12 protein-coding genes are annotated in these 16,263 nt (G+C 47.8%); all 12 read left to right on the top strand.

All coding sequences use genetic code 11. From position 1 onward, the window contains the following. Positions 1–99: 99 nt before the first annotated feature. The 12 genes from rplJ (at position 100) to rplW (ending at position 16,254) form a co-directional block, all read left to right on the top strand. Positions 100–639 carry a 50S ribosomal protein L10 gene (gene rplJ, locus NT239_07110; protein XGA72581.1) on the top strand — a complete coding sequence of 180 codons (540 nt, stop codon included), beginning with the start codon at positions 100–102 and terminating at the stop codon, positions 637–639. Positions 640–692: 53 nt separating this feature from the next. Beyond that, positions 693–1,067 carry a 50S ribosomal protein L7/L12 gene (gene rplL / locus NT239_07105; protein XGA72580.1) on the top strand — a complete coding sequence of 125 codons (375 nt, stop codon included), beginning with the start codon at positions 693–695 and terminating at the stop codon, positions 1,065–1,067. Between the two features lie 198 nt (positions 1,068–1,265). Further along, positions 1,266–5,438: a DNA-directed RNA polymerase subunit beta gene (gene rpoB, locus NT239_07100; protein ID XGA72785.1), complete on the top strand. Its 4,173-nt coding sequence runs from the start codon at positions 1,266–1,268 to the stop codon at positions 5,436–5,438. Positions 5,439–5,521: 83 nt separating this feature from the next. Continuing rightward, positions 5,522–9,745 carry a DNA-directed RNA polymerase subunit beta' gene (gene rpoC, locus NT239_07095; GenBank protein ID XGA72579.1) on the top strand — a complete coding sequence of 1,408 codons (4,224 nt, stop codon included), beginning with the start codon at positions 5,522–5,524 and terminating at the stop codon, positions 9,743–9,745. A gap of 184 nt (positions 9,746–9,929) precedes the next feature. Further along, positions 9,930–10,304 (top strand): 30S ribosomal protein S12, encoded by a 375-nt coding sequence (rpsL, locus tag NT239_07090; protein XGA72578.1) that lies wholly within the window; start codon positions 9,930–9,932, stop codon positions 10,302–10,304. Positions 10,305–10,415: 111 nt separating this feature from the next. Continuing rightward, positions 10,416–10,886, top strand: a complete 471-nt coding sequence (gene rpsG, locus NT239_07085) for a 30S ribosomal protein S7 (GenBank protein ID XGA72577.1) — start codon at positions 10,416–10,418, stop codon at positions 10,884–10,886. A 27-nt stretch (positions 10,887–10,913) separates the two neighbouring features. Next, positions 10,914–13,010, top strand: coding sequence for an elongation factor G (gene fusA, locus NT239_07080; GenBank protein XGA72576.1), 2,097 nt, complete (start codon positions 10,914–10,916; stop codon positions 13,008–13,010). A 19-nt stretch (positions 13,011–13,029) separates the two neighbouring features. Beyond that, positions 13,030–14,220 carry an elongation factor Tu gene (gene tuf, locus NT239_07075; protein ID XGA72575.1) on the top strand — a complete coding sequence of 397 codons (1,191 nt, stop codon included), beginning with the start codon at positions 13,030–13,032 and terminating at the stop codon, positions 14,218–14,220. A 12-nt stretch (positions 14,221–14,232) separates the two neighbouring features. After that, positions 14,233–14,544, top strand: a complete 312-nt coding sequence (gene rpsJ / locus NT239_07070; GenBank protein ID XGA72574.1) for a 30S ribosomal protein S10 — start codon at positions 14,233–14,235, stop codon at positions 14,542–14,544. Between the two features lie 143 nt (positions 14,545–14,687). Next, a complete protein-coding gene (gene rplC / locus NT239_07065) occupies positions 14,688–15,332 on the top strand; it encodes a 50S ribosomal protein L3 (GenBank protein XGA72573.1) in 645 nt (214 codons plus the stop codon). Continuing rightward, positions 15,332–15,952 carry a 50S ribosomal protein L4 gene (gene rplD / locus NT239_07060; GenBank protein XGA72572.1) on the top strand — a complete coding sequence of 207 codons (621 nt, stop codon included), beginning with the start codon at positions 15,332–15,334 and terminating at the stop codon, positions 15,950–15,952. Before rplC ends, rplD begins: the two co-directional genes overlap by 1 nt. Beyond that, positions 15,952–16,254 (top strand): 50S ribosomal protein L23, encoded by a 303-nt coding sequence (gene rplW / locus NT239_07055; protein ID XGA72784.1) that lies wholly within the window; start codon positions 15,952–15,954, stop codon positions 16,252–16,254. Before rplD ends, rplW begins: the two co-directional genes overlap by 1 nt. The last annotated feature ends 9 nt before the right edge of the window (positions 16,255–16,263 follow it).

The following is a 16,263-nucleotide window of genomic DNA, read 5'->3' as shown; positions in this document are numbered from 1 at the left end:
TCGCTGAACTTCATGTTTAGTAAAAGTCTCCTGAATATTGGTCGCCGTTTGATTGGGTGGCGTACTTTGTGCGCTGAACTTAACTAATGGAGGTTGACCTTGAGTCTAAATCTTGACGACAAAAAAGCGGTAGTGGCTGAGATTGCAGCAGTTGTTGCAAATGCTCAAACCATCGTGATCGCTGAATATCGTGGTATCGAGGTTTCCAGCATGACTGAACTGCGCAAACAAGCGCGTGAGTCAGGCGTATACCTGCGTGTTTTGAAAAACACGTTGGCACGCCGTGCGGTACAAGGAACTCCGTTTGCTGAATTGGCTGACCAAATGGTCGGTCCTTTGGTATACGGTATTTCCGAAGACCCAGTTGCTGCAGCTAAAGTACTGCATACATTCGCGAAAAAAGACGACAAAATCGTTCTGAAAGCGGGTTCTTATGATGGCAAAGTTATGGATGCTGCAGCTGTTGCTGCCTTGGCATCTGTACCAAGCCGCGAAGAATTGCTCTCGAAACTTCTCTACGTTATGCAAGCGCCAGTGGCTGGCTTCGTTCGCGGCCTGGCAGCTTTGGCAGAGAAGAAAGGCGAGGGTTCTGCCGCTCCTGCAGCCGAAGCGGCTCCAGCAGAAGCGACCGAAGCTTAATTTTTCGTATCTAAATAGAATTAATCAGATAAGATTTTCAGGAGTAATAACAAATGGCCGTATCTAAAGAAGATATCCTTGACGCAGTTGGTGCTTTGACTGTTTTGGAATTGAACGACTTGGTTAAAGCGTTCGAAGAGAAATTTGGTGTTTCTGCAGCTGCTGTTGCAGTTGCTGGCCCAGCTGCTGGTGGCGCTGCTGCTGCTGCAGAAGAAAAAACTGAATTCGACGTAATCTTGACTAACGCTGGCGCACAAAAAGTTGGCGTGATTAAGGTTGTTCGTGAAGTAACTGGTCTGGGCTTGAAAGAAGCTAAAGACTTGGTTGACGGCGCACCAAAATCAGTTAAAGAAGGCGTTTCTAAAGCAGACGCTGACGCTATCGCTAAGAAATTGATCGAAGCTGGCGCACAGGCTGAAGTTAAGTAATCTTTAGCTAGTTAAGTAGTACAGGCAGACGGAGCAATCCGTCTGCCCTTTTGCGTTTGTATACTGCGGCTTGCTTACAAAAAATAAAGTGTGTAAATAAGCCCTTGCAGCAGACAAACCAGAAACCGCTCACAACTAATTGTTAGCGGGCGTTTTGCGGTTTGTCCATTGCGCCCCACCCATGGAGAGTTTATGAGTATGAAATACTCGTTCACTGAGAAGAAACGTATTCGCAAAAGTTTTGCGAAGCGGGCAAGTGTCCTTGAAGTGCCGTTTCTGTTGGCTACTCAGATCGACTCTTATTCCGAGTACCTGCAACTAGGCGTGCCTATCGAAGCGCGTCGTGAAATTGGATTGCAGGCTGCGTTTAACTCAATTTTCCCGATTGTTTCGCACAATGAATATGCACGTTTAGAGTTTGTGCATTACTCATTGGGTGAGCCTGCCTTTGACGTGAAAGAGTGTCAGCAACGTGGTATCACGTTTGCCGCACCTTTACGCGCGCGCGTTCGTTTGGTGATCATGGATCGTGAATCCTCAAAACCAACGATCAAAGAAGTAAAAGAGCAGGATGTGTACTTCGGTGAAATTCCACTGATGACTCGTAACGGCTCGTTCGTAATTAACGGTACTGAGCGCGTAATCGTATCGCAGTTACACCGCTCTCCAGGCGTGTTCTTTGAGCATGACAAGGGTAAAACCCATAGCTCAGGCAAATTGCTGTTCTCGGCTCGCGTAATTCCATACCGTGGCTCATGGTTGGATTTCGAGTTCGATCCAAAAGATTTGTTGTTCTTCCGTATCGACCGTCGTCGTAAAATGCCAGTGTCAATTCTGTTGAAAGCACTGGGGTATACGCCTGAACAGATCTTGGCTGAATTCTTTGACACAGATACCTTCTATCTAACTGAAGATGGCGTGTTCTGGGAATTGCAGTCTGACCGCTTGCGCGGTGAAGTTGCGAAATTTGATATCGTTTCTGACGAAGGTAAAGTGCTGGCGCAAAAAGACAAGCGCATCACTGCAAAAACCATTCGTGATATCAACAATGCTGGCATGACACGTGTACAAGTTCCGTTGGATTACACCTACGGTCGCGTGTTGGCAAAAGATGTGATTAGCCCAGAAACGGGTGAAGTGGTTGCCAAAGCCAACGATGAAATCACAGAAGATTTGTTGGTAAAACTGGACGCGAACGAAGTTAAAGAAATCACGACCTTGTACATCAACGACTTGGATCAAGGTGGTTTCATTTCAACAACGCTGCGCACTGACGATACACAAGATCAGTGGCAGGCACGTGTTGCAATCTATCGCATGATGCGCCCTGGCGAGCCACCAACAGAAGACGCAGTTCAAGCCTTGTTCAATGGCTTGTTCTTCTCTGAAGATCGTTACGATCTATCCGCCGTTGGTCGCATGAAATTCAACAGCCGTGCTTACCCAGATCGTTTGGATGAGAAAGCACCGGGCTGGCAACGTCGCTTCTACGAGCGCGTAGGTTCTAAAGGCATTACTGGCCCAGGCGTATTGTCGACTGAAGACATTATCGCTGTAATCGGCATCTTGCTTGAACTGCGTAACAGCCGTGGCGAAGTGGACGATATCGATCACTTGGGTAACCGCCGTGTACGCTCAGTAGGTGAGTTGGCAGAAAACCAATTCCGCGCTGGCTTGGTACGTGTTGAGCGTGCAGTGAAAGAGCGTCTGTCACAAGCTGAATCAGATAACCTGATGCCGCATGATTTGATCAATGCGAAGCCAGTATCTGCTGCTGTGAAAGAATTCTTCGGTTCTTCTCAGCTGTCGCAGTTTATGGATCAAACCAATCCATTGTCTGAAATCACGCATAAACGCCGTGTTTCAGCCTTGGGTCCAGGCGGTTTGACGCGTGAACGCGCGGGCTTTGAGGTACGTGACGTACACCCAACGCACTACGGTCGTGTTTGTCCAATTGAGACACCAGAGGGTCCAAACATTGGTTTGATCAACTCTTTGTCTTGCTACGCACGCACCAACGAGTACGGCTTCCTCGAAACGCCATACCGTAAAGTGGTTGACGGTAAAGTAACGAACGAAATCGAATACCTGTCTGCGATTCAAGAAGGTAAATACGTGATCGCTCAGGCGAACGCGCAAACCGACGAAGACAATAATCTGACGGACGAACTGGTAACATGCCGTGAAGCAGGCGAGACCATCGTTGCAACGCCAGATCGCGTTCAGTTCATGGATGTAGCGCCAAGCCAGATCGTATCGGTAGCAGCTTCGTTGATTCCGTTCCTCGAACACGATGACGCGAACCGTGCCTTGATGGGTGCCAACATGCAGCGTCAGGCGGTTCCTTGTCTGCGCGCAGAAAAACCATTCGTGGGTACCGGTATCGAACGTACTTGTGCAACCGACTCAGGCACTGCGGTAACCGCATTGCGTGGTGGTGTGGTTGATTACGTTGACGCGACTCGTATCGTCGTTCGTGTGAACAATGACGAAGTGATTGCGGGTGAAGCCGGTGTAGACATCTACAACTTGGTTAAATTTACTCGTTCTAACCAGAATACCAACACTAACCAGCGCCCAATCGTCAAGAAAGGTGATTTGCTGGCTAAGGGTGACGTGGTTGCTGACGGTGCGTCTACAGACCTTGGCGAATTGGCTCTGGGTCAAAATATGACCATCGCCTTCATGCCTTGGAATGGTTACAACTTCGAGGACTCGATTCTGATTTCCGAGAAGGTCATTGCTGATGATCGTTACACTTCGATCCACATCGAAGAGTTGAACGTGATGGCGCGTGATACCAAGCTGGGCCCTGAAGAAATTACTCGCGATATTTCGAACTTGTCAGAGCGCATGCTTGGCCGTTTGGATGATGCAGGTGTGGTTTACATCGGTGCTGAAGTTGAAGCTGGCGACGTTCTGGTTGGTAAAGTAACGCCTAAAGGCGAAACGCAACTGACGCCAGAAGAGAAACTGCTGCGCGCGATCTTCGGTGAAAAAGCGTCTGACGTGAAAGACACGTCATTGCGCGTGCCATCAGGTATGACCGGTACGGTTATCGACGTACAAGTATTTACGCGTGAAGGCATCGAGCGCGATAAACGTGCTCAAGCGATTATCGACGAGCAACTGCGCCGCTACCGTCAAGACTTGAACGACCAATTGCGTATCGTTGAGTCTGACTTGTTCAAGCGTATTGAAGACATGTTGGTTGGCAAAGTAGCCAACGGCGGTCCGAAAAAACTCGCTAAAGGCGCGACGGTAACAGCTGAATACTTGGCTGATTTGCCAAGCAAGCACGACTGGTTCGATATCCGTTTGTCTGACGAAGAAAGTGCTCGTCAGCTTGAAGCGAATAAAGATCTGATCGCGCAAACTAAAGCTGAGTTTGAACTGCGTTTCGAAGATAAAAAACGTAAATTGACGCAAGGTGACGAATTGCCACCTGGCGTTATCAAAATGGTTAAAGTTTACGTTGCAGTGAAACGTCGTTTGCAGCCAGGCGATAAGATGGCCGGCCGTCACGGTAACAAGGGTGTGGTATCGAAGATCCTGCCGGTTGAAGACTTGCCACACATGGCAGACGGTACGCCAGTGGACATCGTGTTGAACCCATTGGGCGTTCCATCACGTATGAATATCGGTCAGATTCTGGAAGTACATTTGGGCTGGGCTGCCAAAGGTATTGGCCAACGTATCAACGCGATGTTGCGTGAACAACAAAACACCGCAGAAGTACGCGCTTACCTTGAGAAGATCTATAACACCAATGGCAAGTCAGAAGACATCGCAGGTTTGGATGACGCTGAAGTAATGCAATTGGCGAAAGGTCTGAGCACCGGTATGACGTTTGCGAGCCCAGTATTTGACGGCGCGAAAGAAAGCGAAATCCGTGAAATGTTGGATCTGGCTTACCCAGATGAAGACCCACGTACACAGCAATTGTCGTTCAACGGCAGCAAAACACAGATGCAATTGTTCGATGGCCGCACTGGTGAGCCGTTCGAGCGTAAAGTGACTGTGGGTGTAATGCACTATCTGAAACTGCACCACTTGGTTGACGATAAGATGCACGCGCGTTCGACTGGCCCGTACTCTCTCGTAACGCAACAGCCATTGGGCGGTAAAGCTCAGTTCGGTGGTCAGCGTTTCGGTGAGATGGAGGTTTGGGCACTGGAAGCGTACGGTGCAGCGTACACATTGCAAGAAATGTTGACTGTGAAGTCCGATGATGTGAACGGTCGTACCAAAGTTTACGAAAACATTGTGAAGGGTGATCACCGCATTGATGCTGGCATGCCAGAGTCATTCAATGTATTGGTTAAGGAAATCCGCTCGCTCGGTATCGATATCGATCTGGAAACCTACTGATTACTGTGAGGTATGCGGCTGTGGCTCTTTATGAATAAGGGCTGCAAGCCAATACCTGATTGCCCTCACTGGAGAATATTGGAATGAAAGGCTTACTCGAACTCTTCAAGCAAGTCGCACAAGACGAAGAATTTGACGCGATTAAGATCGGGCTTGCATCGCCTGAGAAAATCCGTTCTTGGTCTTTTGGCGAAGTGAAAAAGCCAGAAACCATTAACTACCGTACGTTCAAACCTGAGCGTGATGGTCTGTTTTGTGCTCGTATCTTTGGCCCGATTAAAGATTACGAATGCTTGTGCGGTAAGTACAAACGCCTGAAACATCGTGGCGTGATTTGTGAAAAATGTGGCGTCGAAGTGACGTTGTCAAAAGTGCGTCGTGAGCGCATGGGCCACATCGAATTGGCTAGCCCAGTTGCGCACATCTGGTTCTTGAAATCACTGCCATCTCGTTTGGGTATGGTATTGGATATCGCATTGCGCGATATCGAACGCGTATTGTATTTCGAAGCGTTTATCGTGATCGAACCAGGTATGACGCCGTTGCAACGCGGTCAATTGCTCACCGAAGAAGATTACTTCTCGAAAGTAGAAGAATACGGTGATGAATTCGTTGCAATGATGGGTGCTGAAGCGGTTCGTGAATTGCTCAAATCAATGGACGTTGATCAAGAGATCAGCCGTCTGCGTTCAGAGCTCGATACCACGGGTTCAGAAACTAAGATCAAGAAAATCGCGAAACGCTTGAAAGTACTCGAAGCGTTTGAGCGTTCAGGCATCAAACCTGAGTGGATGATTCTGGAAGTATTGCCAGTCTTGCCACCTGAGTTGCGTCCATTGGTTCCGCTAGATGGCGGCCGTTTCGCGACTTCAGACTTGAATGATCTGTATCGCCGCGTAATTAACCGTAATAACCGTCTGAAGCGCCTGCTTGAATTGCGCGCGCCAGAAATCATCGTACGTAACGAAAAGCGTATGTTGCAAGAGTCGGTAGACTCTTTGCTCGATAACGGTCGTCGTGGTAAAGCCATGACTGGCGCGAACAAACGTCCTCTGAAATCTTTGGCCGATATGATCAAAGGTAAGGGCGGTCGCTTCCGTCAGAACTTGTTGGGTAAACGTGTTGACTACTCAGGTCGTTCGGTTATTACCGTAGGCCCAACTTTGCGCCTGCATCAGTGCGGTCTGCCAAAGTTGATGGCGCTCGAATTGTTCAAGCCGTTCATTTTCCATAAATTGGAAGTGATGGGTCTGGCGACGACGATTAAAGCTGCGAAGAAAATGGTAGAAAGCCAAGAGCCTGTAGTTTGGGATATCTTGGAAGACGTGATTCGCGAGCATCCAGTACTGCTGAACCGTGCACCAACGCTGCACCGCTTGGGTATTCAAGCGTTTGAACCGACTCTGATCGAAGGTAAAGCTATCCAGTTGCATCCACTCGTTTGTGCGGCATTCAATGCTGACTTCGACGGTGACCAGATGGCGGTTCACGTTCCATTGTCGCTTGAAGCGCAGATGGAAGCGCGTACCTTGATGTTGGCGTCGAACAATGTATTGGCACCAGCCAATGGTGAGCCAATCATTGTTCCTTCACAGGATATCGTCTTGGGTCTGTATTACATGACCCGTGAAGCGAAATACGCGAAAGGCGAGCGTCTGAACGACGATGGCCAACGCTTGACGATTTTCTCAGACGTTGCTGAGGCATTGCGTGCTTACGCGAATAAAGACGTCACTCTACAAACTCGCGTTTCAATTCGTCTGAAAGACTGGTCGAAAAATGAAGCGGGTGAGTGGGAATGCAAGCTTGTTCGTCGTGACACGACTGTGGGTCGTGCGATCTTGTCAGAAATCTTGCCTAAAGGCCTGGATTTCTCACACATCGACAAATCACTGAAGAAAAAAGAAATTGGTAAGCTGATCAATGCTTCTTTCCGCCGTTGCGGCTTGAAAGATACGGTCGTATTTGCCGATCAATTGATGTACACCGGTTTCTCATACTCAACGCGTGGCGGTATTTCGATTTGCGTTGATGATATGTTGGTTCCGGCTAAGAAAGTTGAATTGTTGGCTGCGGCGCAATCTGAAGTTAAAGAGATCGAGCAACAATATAGCTCGGGTCTGGTAACTCAAGGCGAGCGTTACAACAAGGTAGTCGATATCTGGGGTCGTGCCGGTGACCAAATCGCGAAGGCGATGATGGATCAACTCGGTAAAGAGCCAGTGCTTGATGCTAATGGTAAGCAAGACGAGCAAGAGTCGTTCAACTCGATTTACATGATGGCTGACTCGGGTGCCCGTGGTTCTGCAGCTCAGATTCGTCAGTTAGCGGGTATGCGTGGTCTGATGGCGAAACCAGACGGCTCGATTATTGAAATGCCGATTACGACCAACTTCCGTGAAGGTCTGACGGTGTTGCAGTACTTCATCTCAACACACGGTGCACGTAAAGGTCTGGCGGATACGGCGTTGAAGACAGCGAACTCGGGTTACCTGACTCGTCGTCTGGTCGACGTGACGCAAGACTTGGTGGTGATTGAGGACGATTGCGGTACGAAGAATGGTGTGGCCATGAAAGCCGTTGTGCAAGGTGGTGACGTTGTTGAAGCCTTGCGTGAGCGTATCTTGGGTCGTGTTGTAGCCAAAGACGTTGTAGATCCATCAAGCCAAGAAACCCTGTTTGAAGTGGGTCATCTGCTGAATGAAGATGCAGTTGATTTGATCGAACAGCGCGGTGTTGATGAAGTATTGGTACGTACACCACTGTCGTGTGAAACACGCTATGGCTTGTGCGCGAAATGTTATGGTCGCGATTTGGGGCGCGGCCACTTGGTGAATAGCGGTGAAGCTGTTGGTGTTATTGCAGCTCAGTCGATTGGTGAGCCAGGTACACAGTTGACGATGCGTACGTTCCACATCGGTGGTGCGGCATCTCGAGCAGCGGCGGCGAATCAAGTTGAAGCTAAATCAAGCGGTAATATCGCTTATAGCTCGAATATGCGTTATGTCACAAACGCTAAAGGCGAGCCAGTGGTTATTGCTCGTTCAGCCGAAGTGATGATTCTTGACGACAATGGTCGTGAGCGTGAATCGCATAAAGTACCGTACGGTGCAACGCTGACTGTAAAAGACGGCGATGCGATCAAGGCGGGTACTGTATTGGGTACGTGGGATCCTCACTCTCGTCCGATCATCACTGAGTACGCAGGTACAGTGAAGTTCGAAAACGTTGAAGAAGGCATGACGGTTGTTAAACAAGTCGACGATGTAACTGGCTTGTCTACACTGGTTGTTATCGCTTCTAAAGCGAAAGTAACTTCAAGCAAAGGCTTGCGCCCATTGGTTAAATTGATCGATGAGTTTGGCAATGAAATGAAACTGGCTGGTACTGATACCCCAGTTACAATTTCGTTCCAAGTTGGTTCGATTATTACCGTAAAAGATGGTCAGCAAGTTGGTGTGGGCGATGTGCTGGCACGTATCCCGCAAGAATCGGCTAAGACGCGCGATATTACGGGTGGTCTGCCACGTGTTGCTGAGTTGTTCGAAGCACGTTCACCGAAAGATGCCGGTATGCTGGCTGAAGTCACAGGTACTGCAAGCTTTGGTAAAGACACCAAAGGTAAGCAGCGTCTGGTGCTCACTGACCTAGAAGGCATAGCACATGAATATCTGATTTCTAAAGATAAGCATGTCATGGTGCACGATGGTCAGGTTGTTAACCGCGGTGAAACAATTGTTGACGGCCCAATTGATCCGCACGATATTCTGCGTCTGCAAGGTATTGAAGCCTTGGCGCGTTATATCGTTCACGAAGTGCAAGAGGTTTACCGTCTGCAGGGCGTGAAGATTAACGACAAGCACATTGAAGTGATCGTTCGTCAAATGCTTCGGCGCGTAGTGATTTCAGATTCGGGTGATTCTGATTTCATCTTGGGTGAACAAGTAGAGCGCGCTGAAGTATTGATCGCTAATGATAAATTGGCGGCCGAAGGCAAAGAATTGGCGAAGTATGACAATATCTTGCTCGGTATTACCAAGGCATCATTGTCAACCGACTCATTCATTTCTGCTGCATCGTTCCAGGAAACTACACGAGTCCTGACTGAAGCGGCGATCATGGGTAAAGTTGATGATCTTCGTGGCTTGAAAGAAAACGTGATTGTTGGTCGCTTGATCCCAGCTGGTACGGGTCTCGCTTACCATAAGAATCGTAAGCGTTTGCAAAGCAAAGTTGAGTCTCTAATGCCTTTTGCCGAGGTGGCAGCTGAAGTAATGGCCGAATCTTCAGGTGAAGTCGCGGAATAATTAAAAACGGGAATCGACTTTTGTCGGTTTTCATTGACTCAAATGCTTTGATTTCCTTATAATTCAAAGTCTTTTGCTGCGGGAAGCGAAAATCATCGCTTCCCGCAGTGTTTCCATTGTGGAAACGAATAGCCTTCCTGACTGTTCAGGTGGGTTTTTTTTAACGTGGTAGGATGTTAAAACAATGCCAACTATCAACCAACTCGTCCGTAAAGGTCGTGTTGCGGAAACTTTTAAGAGCAAAGTACCAGCTCTTGAAGCTTGCCCGCAAAAACGTGGTGTATGTACTCGCGTATATACAACTACTCCAAAAAAACCAAACTCTGCATTGCGTAAGGTTTGTAAAGTTCGCTTGACTAACGGTTTCGAAGTGATTTCGTACATCGGCGGTGAAGGCCATAACTTGCAAGAGCACAGTGTTGTGCTGTTGCGCGGCGGTCGTGTAAAAGACTTGCCAGGTGTTCGCTATCACTGCGTACGCGGCTCTCTTGACTTGGCTGGCGTTAAAAATCGTAAGCAAGCTCGCTCTAAGTACGGTGCTAAACGTCCTAAGGCGTAATTGGTGCAGTCTGTGCGGCAGCGCAGAGCAAAAGCTGTCAAGTAAGTGGCCGTCCCTTTGGGCGTCCCAGGGGTGAGTCCCCAACTGAATGTCACATTAAGGAAGTAAATTATGCCAAGACGCAGAGAAGTACCGAAGCGTGATGTCTTGCCCGATCCAAAATTCGGTAGCACAGAACTCGCTAAATTCATGAACGTAGTGATGCTTGACGGTAAAAAGGCCGTTGCTGAGCGTATCGTTTATGGTGCATTGACTCAGATCGAGAAAAAGACTGGTAAAGATGCAATTGAAGTTTTCAACACAGCAATTGGCAATGTTAAGCCAGCTGTTGAAGTGAAGAGCCGTCGTGTCGGTGGTGCTAACTACCAAGTACCAGTAGAAGTGCGTCCTAGCCGTCGTCTGGCATTGGCGATGCGTTGGGTCCGTGAAGCGGCTCGTAAACGTGGTGAAAAATCGATGGATCTGCGTTTGGCAGGTGAGCTTCTAGACGCGGCTGAAGGTCGTGGCGGCGCGATGAAAAAACGCGATGAAGTGCATCGTATGGCTGATGCAAACAAAGCGTTTGCTCACTTCCGTTTCTAATTGCGTATTCCTAATAAGGATTGAGCCGTGGCACGTAAGACCCCTATTGAGCGCTACCGTAATATCGGTATTTCAGCTCACATTGATGCAGGTAAGACTACTACGACTGAACGTATTTTGTTCTACACCGGTGTAAATCATAAAATCGGTGAGGTTCATGATGGCGCAGCCACTATGGACTGGATGGAGCAAGAGCAAGAGCGTGGTATTACCATTACTTCTGCTGCAACAACTACCTACTGGAAAGGTATGGGTTTGCAGTTCCAAGAGCACTTGGTAAATATTATTGATACCCCAGGTCACGTTGACTTTACGATTGAAGTAGAGCGTTCAATGCGTGTTCTGGATGGTGCTTGTATGGTTTATTGTGCTGTAGGTGGTGTTCAGCCTCAGTCAGAAACTGTATGGCGCCAAGCTAATAAGTACAACGTACCACGTCTGGCGTTTGTGAATAAGATGGACCGCTCAGGTGCCAACTTCTTCCGTGCGGTTGAGCAAATGAAAATTCGCTTGAAAGCAAATCCAGTGCCTGTTGTTGTGCCTATTGGTGCCGAAGACAAGTTTGAAGGTGTGGTTGACCTGCTCAAAATGAAGGCGATTATCTGGGACGAAGCGTCTCAAGGTATGAAGTTTGAGTATGGTGATATTCCTGCAGATCTGGTTTCTGTTGCGCAAGAGTGGCGCGAGAAAATGGTTGAATCTGCTGCTGAAGCATCAGAAGAGTTAATGAATAAGTACTTAGAAACTGGCGAGCTCTCAGAAGAAGAGATCGTATCGGCTCTGCGTACTCGTACATTGGCTTGTGAAATTCAGCCAGTATTGTGTGGTTCGGCCTTTAAGAACAAAGGTGTTCAACGTATGTTGGATGCTGTAATTGAGTTCTTGCCATCACCGCTTGATATTGCTGACGTTAAAGGTGTAGATGATCGTGAGCAAGAGGCGACTCGTCCTGCTTCTGATGCTGCTCCTTTCTCAGCTTTGGCGTTCAAGTTGATGAATGACCCGTACGTTGGTCAGTTGACGTTCTTCCGCGTTTATTCTGGCGTTTTGAATTCAGGCGAATCAGTTCTGAACTCAGTGAAAGGCAAGAAAGAGCGTATCGGTCGTATCGTTCAAATGCATGCGAACGATCGTAAGGAAATTGAAGAAGTTCGTGCTGGTGATATTGCTGCGGCAATCGGCTTGAAAGACGTGACGACTGGTGAGACTTTGTGTGATCCAGACAATGCGATTATTCTTGAGCGCATGGTGTTCCCTGAGCCAGTAATTCACGTTGCGGTTGAGCCAAAAACTAAGGCTGACCAAGAGAAGATGGGCTTGGCTTTGGGTCGCTTGGCTAAAGAAGATCCATCGTTCCGCGTACGTACTGATGAAGAGACTGGCCAGACTATCATGTCGGGTATGGGTGAGTTGCACCTTGAGATTCTTGTTGATCGTATGAAACGTGAGTTTGGTGTTGAAGCTAACGTTGGAGCGCCGCAAGTTGCTTATCGCGAAACGATTACTCAAATCGCAGCAGATGTGCAAGGTAAGCATGCTAAGCAGTCTGGTGGTAAGGGTCAGTATGGTGATTGTACGATTACCATTGAACCAGCTGGTGAAGGTAATGGTTACTCGTTCATTGACGAGATCAAGGGTGGTGTAATTCCTCGTGAGTTCATTCCATCGGTTGATAAGGGTATTCAAAATACACTGAAGTCTGGTGTGTTGGCTGGTTTCCCTGTTGTAGACGTTAAGGTTCGTCTGACCTTTGGTTCGTACCACGACGTAGACTCGTCGCAAATTGCGTTTGAATTGGCGGGTTCTATTGCCTTCAAGGAAGCTATGCGTCGCGCGGGTCCGGTAATTCTTGAGCCTATGATGGCTGTTGAAATCGAGACTCCAGAAGAGTACATGGGCGACATCATGGGTGACATCTCTTCACGTCGCGGTATTTTGCAAGGTATGGATGATAATCCTGCTGGTGGCAAAATGGTTAAGGCTGAAGTTCCTCTCTCTGAGATGTTTGGTTACTCGACTACATTGCGCTCTATGTCGCAAGGTCGTGCAACTTACTCTATGGAATTCAAGCATTACTCAATCGCGCCTAAGCACATCGCTGATGCAATCATGGCTAAGAAATAATTTAAAGGATATTTGAAAAATGGCTAAAGAAAAGTTTACGCGGACCAAGCCGCACGTTAACGTTGGTACAATCGGTCACGTTGACCACGGTAAAACAACCCTGACTGCAGCAATTACTACTGTATTGACTCGTAAGTTCGGTGGTGAAGCTAAAGATTACTCTCAAATCGACAGCGCGCCTGAAGAAAAAGCACGTGGTATTACTATTAATACAGCACACGTTGAATACGAAACTGAGACTCGCCACTACGCTCACGTAGACTGCCCAGGCCACGCGGATTATGTTAAAAACATGATTACTGGTGCGGCGCAGATGGACGGCGCGATCTTGGTGGTTTCTGCTGCTGATGGTCCTATGCCACAAACTCGTGAGCACATCTTGTTGTCTCGTCAGGTTGGCGTTCCATACATCATCGTATTCATGAACAAAGCTGACTTGGTTGATGATGCTGAGTTGCTCGAATTGGTTGAAATGGAAGTTCGTGACCTGTTGTCTAAATATGACTTCCCAGGTGACGACACCCCAATCATTACTGGTTCTGCTCGTGCAGCGCTGGAAGGTGATCAAGGCGAATACGGTGAGCCAGCAATCTACCGCTTGGCTGAGGCTTTGGATACGTACATTCCTCTGCCAGAGCGTGCAGTTGATGGTACATTCCTGATGCCAGTTGAGGATGTATTCTCAATTTCTGGTCGTGGTACTGTAGTAACTGGTCGTGTAGAGCGCGGTATCGTTAAAGTTGGTGAAGAAATCGAGATCGTTGGTATCGTTCCAACTGTTAAGACAACTTGTACTGGCGTTGAGATGTTCCGTAAGTTGTTGGATCAAGGTCAAGCTGGTGATAACATTGGTGCGTTGCTGCGCGGTACTAAGCGTGAAGACGTTCAGCGTGGTCAAGTATTGGCTAAACCAGGTTCAATCACGCCACACACTAAATTCACTTCAGAAATCTACGTTCTGTCGAAAGAAGAGGGTGGTCGTCATACACCATTCTTCAGCAACTACCGTCCACAGTTCTACTTCCGTACAACGGACGTAACTGGCGCGATCGCGTTGCCAGAAGGTACTGAAATGGTTATGCCAGGCGATAACGTGTCTATCACTGTAACGTTGATCTGCCCGATCGCGATGGAGCAAGGTTTGCGCTTTGCGATTCGTGAAGGTGGTCGTACGGTTGGTGCTGGTGTTGTTGCTAAAGTCATCGAATAATAGGGACTCAAAATGCAAAACCAAAAAATCCGTATTCGTTTAAAAGCATTTGACTATTCTTTGATCGATCGTTCGGCTCAAGAAATTGTTGAAACTGCTAAACGTACTGGTGCGGTTGTTAAAGGTCCAGTTCCTTTGCCAACTAAAATCGAGCGTTTTGATATCTTGCGTTCACCGCACGTATACAAAACTTCTCGTGATCAGTTCGAAATCCGCACTCACTTGCGCATGATGGACATCGTTGACCCAACTGATAAAACTGTTGATGCGTTGATGAAGCTAGATTTGCCAGCTGGTGTTGATGTTGAAATTAAGCTGAACTAATTTTTTTGCAGGCTAAGTGCTTGCAGTTAAAAGAAATTGTGTGTTAGTATCGCGGACTTGCCATTTCGTAATGGCAAGTCCGTTTTATTTTTTAATGGTCATAGCCAGTCAATCGTAACTGGCCCTTGATAAAGGGAATAACTATGAGCTTAGGTCTTGTAGGTCGCAAAGTCGGCATGACTCGCGTCTTTGCAGAGGATGGTTTGTCTATCCCTGTAACGGTGCTTGATATGGCCGCAAATCGCGTCACGCAAATCAAAACGCAGGAAGTGGATGGCTATTCAGCTGTTCAAGTGACTTTCGGCGCTAAGAAAGCTAGTCGTGTAAATAAAGCAGAAGCAGGTCACTTTGCTGCTGCTGGTGTAGAAGCTGGTGAGGCTCTTGTTGAGTTCCGCTTGTCAGCTGATAAAATTGCTGGCTTGAAAGCTGGTGATGCACTGTCTGTAGAAATGTTTAGTGTTGGTCAGATCGTTGATGTGACTGGTACAACCCAAGGTAAGGGTTTTACTGGTGTTATCAAGCGTCACCACTTCAGCTCTAATCGTGAGTCGCATGGTAACTCTGTATCTCACCGTTCTGCTGGTTCGATCGGTATGGCGCAGGATCCAGGTCGTGTATTCCCTGGTAAGCGTATGGCTGGTCAGTATGGTAACGAGAAGCGTACTGTACAAAACCTGGAGATCGTCCGCGTTGATGCTGAGCGTCAATTGCTGTTGGTTAAGGGTGGTGTCCCAGGCTCTAAAGGCAATCAAGTTGTCGTTCGTCCGGGCGTGAAGGTGGGTGCGTAATGGAACTTAAATCTGTAAATCTTAAAGGCGAGGCGCAAGCTGCCGTTGCTGGTTCGGATTCTTTGTTTGGTCGCGAATTTAATGAAGCTTTGGTGCATCAAGTAGTAACAGCCTACTTTGCTAATGCTCGTAGCGGTAATCGCGCTCAGAAAGACCGTACCGATGTTAAGCACACTACCAAAAAGCCTTGGCGTCAGAAAGGTACTGGTCGCGCACGCGCTGGTATGTCTTCTTCTCCATTGTGGCGTGGTGGTGGTCGTACTTTCCCAAATAGCCCTGATGAGAATTTTTCTCATAAAGTAAACCGCAAAATGTACCGTGCTGGTATTGCGACAATTTTGTCGCAATTAGTGCGTGAAGATCGTTTGGTGGTTGTTGATTCTTTTGTTCTCGAAGCGCCAAAAACAAAAGCATTTGCCCAGAAATTGGCTGAAATGCAGTTGGATAACGTGCTGATCGTTACGAAAGAATTGGATGAGAATCTGTATCTTGCTTCACGTAACTTGCCACATGTACTGGTTCTTGAGCCAGCTCAGGCTGACCCTGTTAGCTTGGTGCGTTTCAAGAAAGTGGTCTTGACTCGTGAAGCTCTTCAGGCGTTTGAGGAGATGTTCGCATGATCAAATTCGCTGAAAATCGCCTGTTGCAAGTGATTTTGGCGCCAGTAGTGTCTGAAAAAAGCACTATGTTGGCTGAAAAATCTGAGCAGGTTGTATTTCGCGTATCTACCGATGCTACTAAGGCCGAAATTAAGGCTGCAGTGGAATTGCTTTTCAAAGTAAAGGTAGATGCAGTAACAACAATTAACGTTAAAGGCAAGTCTAAGCGTTTCGGCCGTACAGCTGGTCGTCGTAAGGATTGGAAGAAAGCCTACGTTAGCTTGGTTGCCGGTCAGGAAATTGACTTGGCTTCTGCGCAATAAGGAGACTGA

It is taken from the genome of Chitinibacter sp. SCUT-21, from assembly GCA_041874755.1.
Taxonomy (GTDB): Bacteria; Pseudomonadota; Gammaproteobacteria; order Burkholderiales; family Chitinibacteraceae; genus Chitinibacter.
The sequence above is the reverse complement of the archived record's forward strand: the minus strand, read 5'-3'. Positions and strand labels throughout refer to the sequence as shown.

Excerpts from the sequence above, each read along its gene's own strand:
- rplL (XGA72580.1), top strand. The coding sequence starts at position 693 with ATGGCCGTATCTAAAGAAGATATCCTTGACGCAGTTGGTGCTTTGACT.
- rpoB (XGA72785.1), top strand. The coding sequence starts at position 1,266 with ATGAAATACTCGTTCACTGAGAAGAAACGTATTCGCAAAAGTTTTGCG.
- rpoC (XGA72579.1), top strand. The coding sequence starts at position 5,522 with ATGAAAGGCTTACTCGAACTCTTCAAGCAAGTCGCACAAGACGAAGAA.
- rpsL (XGA72578.1), top strand. The coding sequence starts at position 9,930 with ATGCCAACTATCAACCAACTCGTCCGTAAAGGTCGTGTTGCGGAAACT.
- rpsG (XGA72577.1), top strand. The coding sequence starts at position 10,416 with ATGCCAAGACGCAGAGAAGTACCGAAGCGTGATGTCTTGCCCGATCCA.
- tuf (XGA72575.1), top strand. The coding sequence starts at position 13,030 with ATGGCTAAAGAAAAGTTTACGCGGACCAAGCCGCACGTTAACGTTGGT.
- rpsJ (XGA72574.1), top strand. The coding sequence starts at position 14,233 with ATGCAAAACCAAAAAATCCGTATTCGTTTAAAAGCATTTGACTATTCT.
- rplC (XGA72573.1), top strand. The coding sequence starts at position 14,688 with ATGAGCTTAGGTCTTGTAGGTCGCAAAGTCGGCATGACTCGCGTCTTT.
- rplD (XGA72572.1), top strand. The coding sequence starts at position 15,332 with ATGGAACTTAAATCTGTAAATCTTAAAGGCGAGGCGCAAGCTGCCGTT.